The sequence below is a fragment of the Rhodopseudomonas sp. genome, assembly GCF_048594845.1.
Classification (GTDB): domain Bacteria; phylum Pseudomonadota; class Alphaproteobacteria; order Rhizobiales; family Xanthobacteraceae; genus Rhodopseudomonas.
Map to the genome: position 1 here is coordinate 1 of NZ_JBMDXE010000016.1, position 5,125 is coordinate 5,125.

The following is a 5,125-nucleotide window of genomic DNA, read 5'->3' on the forward strand; positions in this document are numbered from 1 at the left end:
CCTTAACGTTCCCCAGCCGGGGGCGCGCGGCGCGCGAGCCCGGAATCAATAACCAACGCCGGGAGTATGGATTCCGGGTTCGCGCCAAGTGGCGCGCCCCGGAATGACGAACGTGAGGTTTTCACCGGTTTAGCGCCTTCAATAACGGCAGAGAGGGGTCGGCGCGTCTCACCGCCCCCTCTCTGCATTTGTTACGACCTGAAGATCCGCTTTGCCGCGCGCTCCGCGCTGCTCATCGCGGTCTTCACGTCTTCGCGGCCAGTGCAGTAGTTGGCGAACATGTCGACGACGACGAAGTCGGCGATCGCCGCCGCGGCGTTCTCGCCCATTTGGCCGACGCCGGCCGGCGACATCGCGGTCGCGGCGACGTCGCGATACGGCGTGTTCTTCGGGTCCGCCGTCCACATCGGATTCTTCTCGTAGTCCTTCAGGAACGGCGACAGATAGCCCTGCGCCGCCTCGACCCACGGGTTGAACTGCTCCGGCTCCATCATGAAGGCGGTGAACGCCTTGCAGGTCTGCGGGAACTTGGTGAAGTTGAAGATCAGGATCGGGAAGCCGAGATGCAGTTCGCGGCTCTTGCCGTCGGTGCCGACCGGCAGATGCGCATGGTCCATGTCCTCGGCGATCTGCTTGTTCTCCTTCTTCGCCGTGACATAGACCGAGATGCCGTTGACGGTGAGATAGAGCTGGCCGGCGAGGAAAGCCTTGTTGTTCGAGGCATCGTTCCACGACGCGGTGCCGGGGATGAAGTTGTCGTATAGGCCCTTCACGTATTCCAGCGACTTGGCGGTCTCCGGCGAGTTGATGACGACCTTGTTGTCCTTGTCGATCAGATTGCCGCCGTGCGACCACAGAGCCCAATATAGCCAGGTATTGGCATCGCCCGAGGCGTGGCCCATTGCCATGCCGGCCGGCGTGCCGTTCTTGTTGAGCCCCTTCACCAGATCGGCGAAGCCGCCGAGGTCTTTCGGAAATTCCTTGTGGCCGGCCTTCTCGGCAGCGGCAATCCGGTAGTTGATCAGCGCACCGGTGGCGGCGACCGGAATGCCGATCCACTTGCCCTTGTACATGCCGTAGGTCTTGCCGGAGTCGGCCCAGCCGCCGCACTTGCTCGCGAGATAGTCGGCGACGTCGGTGACGTCGGTGCATTTCGCCGGAAACAGGAACGGCAGCGAATACAGGCCCCACACCATGTCGAGCCCCTGCCCGGTGTTGGCGGCGACCGAGGCTTTCGGTTGAATGTCGTCGTAGGATTCGTTGGAAACGTTGATGGTGACGTTGTTGGCCTTCTGGAAGGCATCGACGATCTTCATGAAGGCGACGTCTTCGGCTTCGACGAAACGTTTCCAGCGCAAGAGATTGATCTTGGCGCCCGGCTCCGGCTTCCACGGCGACGCCTGCGCCCATGCCTTCGCGTATCCCAGCAATTGATCGGCGGACATCGTGGCCGCCGCGGCCAGCAGCGTCGCACCACCCTTCAGCAACGAGCGTCGATCGAATCCGAAATCAGTCATCGTTCGTTAACTCCCTCTGTCTTGCTTGAACTGGTTTTTGCTTGATTGCCGGCTTCGAATGGCCGGTCATGTCAGTCTCGAGCGCCGTGCATCAGAGACGTTGGCCGGTTTCCTTGTCGAAGAGGTGCGCGACCTGCGGGCGGGGCTGCAGGTGAATGATATCGCCAGGCTGCACCTGGTGGCGTTCGCGGAACACCGCGATCAGTTCCTGCGTGCCGACACGCGCCACTATCTGCGTCTCCGATCCGGTCGGCTCGACCACCGCCACTTCCGCCTCGATTCCGCTGTCGGCGAAATCGAGATGCTCCGGGCGAATCCCATAGCTCACGGGCCGGCCATTGCTGTTCGCTGGCGCCGAAGTGATCGGCAGCCGGGCGCCGCTGGCGGTTTCGACCCAGGGCTGTCCGCCGTTGACCTTCAGGGTGCCGTCGAGAAAATTCATCGCCGGCGAGCCGATGAAGCCGGCGACGAATTTGTTCGCCGGATTGTCGTAGAGTTCGAGCGGCGCCCCCATCTGTTCGACGATGCCGTCCTGCATCACGACGATCTTATCGGCCATCGTCATGGCCTCGATCTGGTCGTGGGTGACGTAGACCGTCGTAGTCTTCAGCCGCTGATGCAGTTCCTTGAGTTCGGTGCGCATCGCCACGCGCAGCTTGGCATCGAGGTTGGACAGCGGCTCGTCGAATAGAAACACTTGCGGATCGCGGACGATCGCACGGCCCATCGCGACGCGCTGACGCTGGCCGCCGGACAACTGGCGCGGAAACCGGTCGAGCAGTTTGCGCAGATCGAGAATGTCCGCGGCGCGGTTGACCTTGTCGGCGATAGTTTTCTGATCGGCACCGCGCAGCTTCAATGAAAAGCCCATGTTCTGGGCCACGGTCATGTGCGGATACAGCGCGTAGTTCTGGAACACCATCGCGATGTCCCGTTCTTTCGGCTGCACATCGTTGACCACGCGGTCGCCGATCGAAATCGTTCCTGAGGTGATCTTCTCGAGACCGGCGAGCATCCGCAGCAAAGTGGACTTGCCGCAACCGGAGGGGCCGACCAGCACGACGAATGCGCCATCCTCGATCGGAACCGTCACGCCGTGCAGGACTTCGAAACCACCGAATGATTTACGCACGTCGTGAATCTGCACCGACGCCATACAGAACCTCCCGGGATCGGCCTTCGTGGTGCGGTCTTTGCCGCCGGCCTGATCTTTGTTCTGCTACCTGTAGCAGAATTTCGCGCGGTTGTCGCGCCGTGAAATTACGCCGGCTCTCAGCATCACCGCCAATTGCGTAGCTGCGAGCGGCGTGTCACCATGCGCCCCCGCCGATGACTTCAACAAGACGCTCAAGACGCCTGCTCAACGGCGTGTGCAGTGCGGGAGAAACTATGAACAAGGTCGAATCCGGCATTGGCCGGCGTAAGCTCCGCTCCAGCGAATGGTTCAACGATCCTCATAATCCGGCGATGACCGCGCTCTATCTCGAGCGCTACCTCAACTACGGCCTGACCCGCGCCGAGCTGCAATCCGGCAAGCCGATCATCGGCATCGCGCAGACCGGCAACGACCTGTCGCCTTGCAATCGTCATCATCTGGAACTGGCGCAGCGTGTCCGCGAAGGCATTCGCGCCGCCGGCGGTATCGCGATGGAATTCCCGGTCCATCCGATCCAGGAGACCGGTAAGCGGCCGACCGCTGCGCTCGATCGCAACCTCGCATATCTCGGCCTCGTCGAAGTGCTGTTCAGCTATCCGCTCGATGGCGTGGTGCTCACCACCGGCTGCGACAAAACCACCCCGGCGTGCCTGATGGCGGCCGCCACCGTCACCATTCCGGCGATCGTTTTGTCCGGCGGGCCGATGCTCAACGGCTGGCACAATGGCGAGCGCACCGGCTCGGGCACAGTCGTGTGGAAGTCACGCGAGCGGCTCGCCGCCGGCGAGATCGACTATGACGAATTCATGGAAGTGGTCGCATCGTCCGCACCGTCGATCGGCCACTGCAATACCATGGGCACTGCGTCGACGATGAACTCGCTCGCCGAAGCGCTCGGGATGTCCCTGCCCGGATGCGCGGCGATCCCCGCGCCGTATCGCGAACGTGGCCAGATGGCCTACGCGACCGGGCTACGCGCTGTCGAGATGGTGTGGGAGGATCTCAAGCCGTCCGACATCCTGACGCGCCAGGCATTCGAGAACGCCATCGTGGTCAACTCCGCGATCGGCGGGTCGACCAACGCGCCGATCCATCTCAACGCGCTGGCCCGCCATGTCGGCGTCGAACTCAGCATCGACGACTGGCAGAGTGTCGGCCACAGCATTCCGCTGCTGGTCAATCTGCAGCCGGCCGGCGTCTATCTCGGCGAAGAATATCACCGCGCCGGCGGCGTCCCGACGGTGGTGCGTGAACTGATGACCCAGGGCAAGATTCACGAGGATGCGATCACCGTCAACGGCCGCAGCATTGGTGATAATTGCCGTGCCGCGCCGGCGCCGGACGGCGACGTGATCAAGACCTACGAAGGACCGCTGGTGCAGGACGCTGGCTTCCTGGTGCTACGCGGCAATCTGTTCGACTCCGCCATCATGAAGACCAGCGTGATCAGCCTCGAGTTCCGCGAGCGCTACCTATCGACGCCGGGCGATCTCAATGCCTTCGAAGGCCGCGCCATCGTGTTCGAGGGGCCCGAGGACTATCACCATCGCATCGACGATCCGTCGCTCGAGATCGACGAGCACTGCATCCTGTTCGTGCGCGGCACCGGGCCGATCGGCTATCCGGGCGGCGCGGAGGTCGTCAACATGCAGCCGCCAGCCGCACTGATCAAACGCGGCATCCACTCGCTGCCGTGCATCGGTGACGGACGACAGTCCGGCACCTCGGGTTCGCCGTCGATCCTCAACGCGACACCCGAAGCCGCCGCTAATGGCGGGCTGGCACTGCTGAAGACCGGCGACCGCGTCCGCATCGATCTCAACAAGGGCAGCGCCGACATTCTGATATCGGACGCGGAGCTGCAGCAGCGCCGCGCCGATCTCGAAGCAGCCGGCGGCTTCGCCTATCCGAAGCATCAGACGCCGTGGCAGGAACTGTATCGCCAGACCGTGGGCCAGCAGGCCACCGGCGCCTGCATGGAATTCGCCACGCGCTATCGCGACATCGCGGGGACGGTGGGCGTGGCGCGGCATAATCACTAAGCGCATCGCTCACTCATCGAAGCCGCGCACGATCCCATTCGCCCCGTCATTCCGGGGCGCGCGCAGCGCGAGCCCGGAATCCATACTCACTGACAGGGGTTATGGATTCCGGGCCTGCGCCCTGCGGGCGCATCCCGGAATGACGAACTCAAAGTTCAGTGAATGACCAGGAATAACCCACATGTCCGACCGTCTCAAAGGCAAACGCGCATTCATCACTGCGGCGGCGGCCGGCATTGGCCGTGCCAGTGCGATCGCTTTCGCGCGCGAGGGCGCCGAGGTGTTCGCGACCGATATCGATGAAGCCGGCCTGACCTCGCTCGCCGCGCACGGCATCGCGCGCACGGCGACGCTTGATGTCCGCGACACCAGCGCGGTCGAGGCGATCGGCCGTGAGGTCGGCGGCGTCG

Annotated in this window: 4 protein-coding genes; 2 read left to right on the forward strand and 2 right to left on the reverse strand. The window is 63.3% G+C overall.

The genetic code is table 11. From position 1 onward, the window contains the following. Positions 1 to 191: 191 nt before the first annotated feature. The gene (locus tag ACOJTD_RS00735; RefSeq protein ID WP_420131035.1) at positions 192 to 1,517 is read right to left on the reverse strand and encodes an ABC transporter substrate-binding protein; all 1,326 of its coding nucleotides are present in this window, start codon (positions 1,515 to 1,517) and stop codon (positions 192 to 194) included. 91 nt (positions 1,518 to 1,608) lie between these two features. Continuing rightward, the gene (locus ACOJTD_RS00740; RefSeq protein WP_420131036.1) at positions 1,609 to 2,673 is read right to left on the reverse strand and encodes an ABC transporter ATP-binding protein; all 1,065 of its coding nucleotides are present in this window, start codon (positions 2,671 to 2,673) and stop codon (positions 1,609 to 1,611) included. A 233-nt stretch (positions 2,674 to 2,906) separates the two neighbouring features. Here ACOJTD_RS00740 and ACOJTD_RS00745 point away from each other — a divergent pair, with 233 nt between their 5' ends. Both ACOJTD_RS00745 and ACOJTD_RS00750 read left to right on the forward strand, forming a co-directional pair. Continuing rightward, positions 2,907 to 4,715 carry an IlvD/Edd family dehydratase gene (locus ACOJTD_RS00745; RefSeq protein ID WP_420131037.1) on the forward strand — a complete coding sequence of 603 codons (1,809 nt, stop codon included), beginning with the start codon at positions 2,907 to 2,909 and terminating at the stop codon, positions 4,713 to 4,715. A 181-nt stretch (positions 4,716 to 4,896) separates the two neighbouring features. Then, a partial coding sequence (locus ACOJTD_RS00750; RefSeq protein WP_420131038.1) for an SDR family oxidoreductase occupies positions 4,897 to 5,125 on the forward strand: 229 nt, incomplete at its 3' end.

Excerpts from the sequence above, each read along its gene's own strand:
- ACOJTD_RS00735 (WP_420131035.1), bottom strand. The coding sequence starts at position 1,517 with ATGACTGATTTCGGATTCGATCGACGCTCGTTGCTGAAGGGTGGTGCG.
- ACOJTD_RS00740 (WP_420131036.1), bottom strand. The coding sequence starts at position 2,673 with ATGGCGTCGGTGCAGATTCACGACGTGCGTAAATCATTCGGTGGTTTC.
- ACOJTD_RS00745 (WP_420131037.1), top strand. The coding sequence starts at position 2,907 with ATGAACAAGGTCGAATCCGGCATTGGCCGGCGTAAGCTCCGCTCCAGC.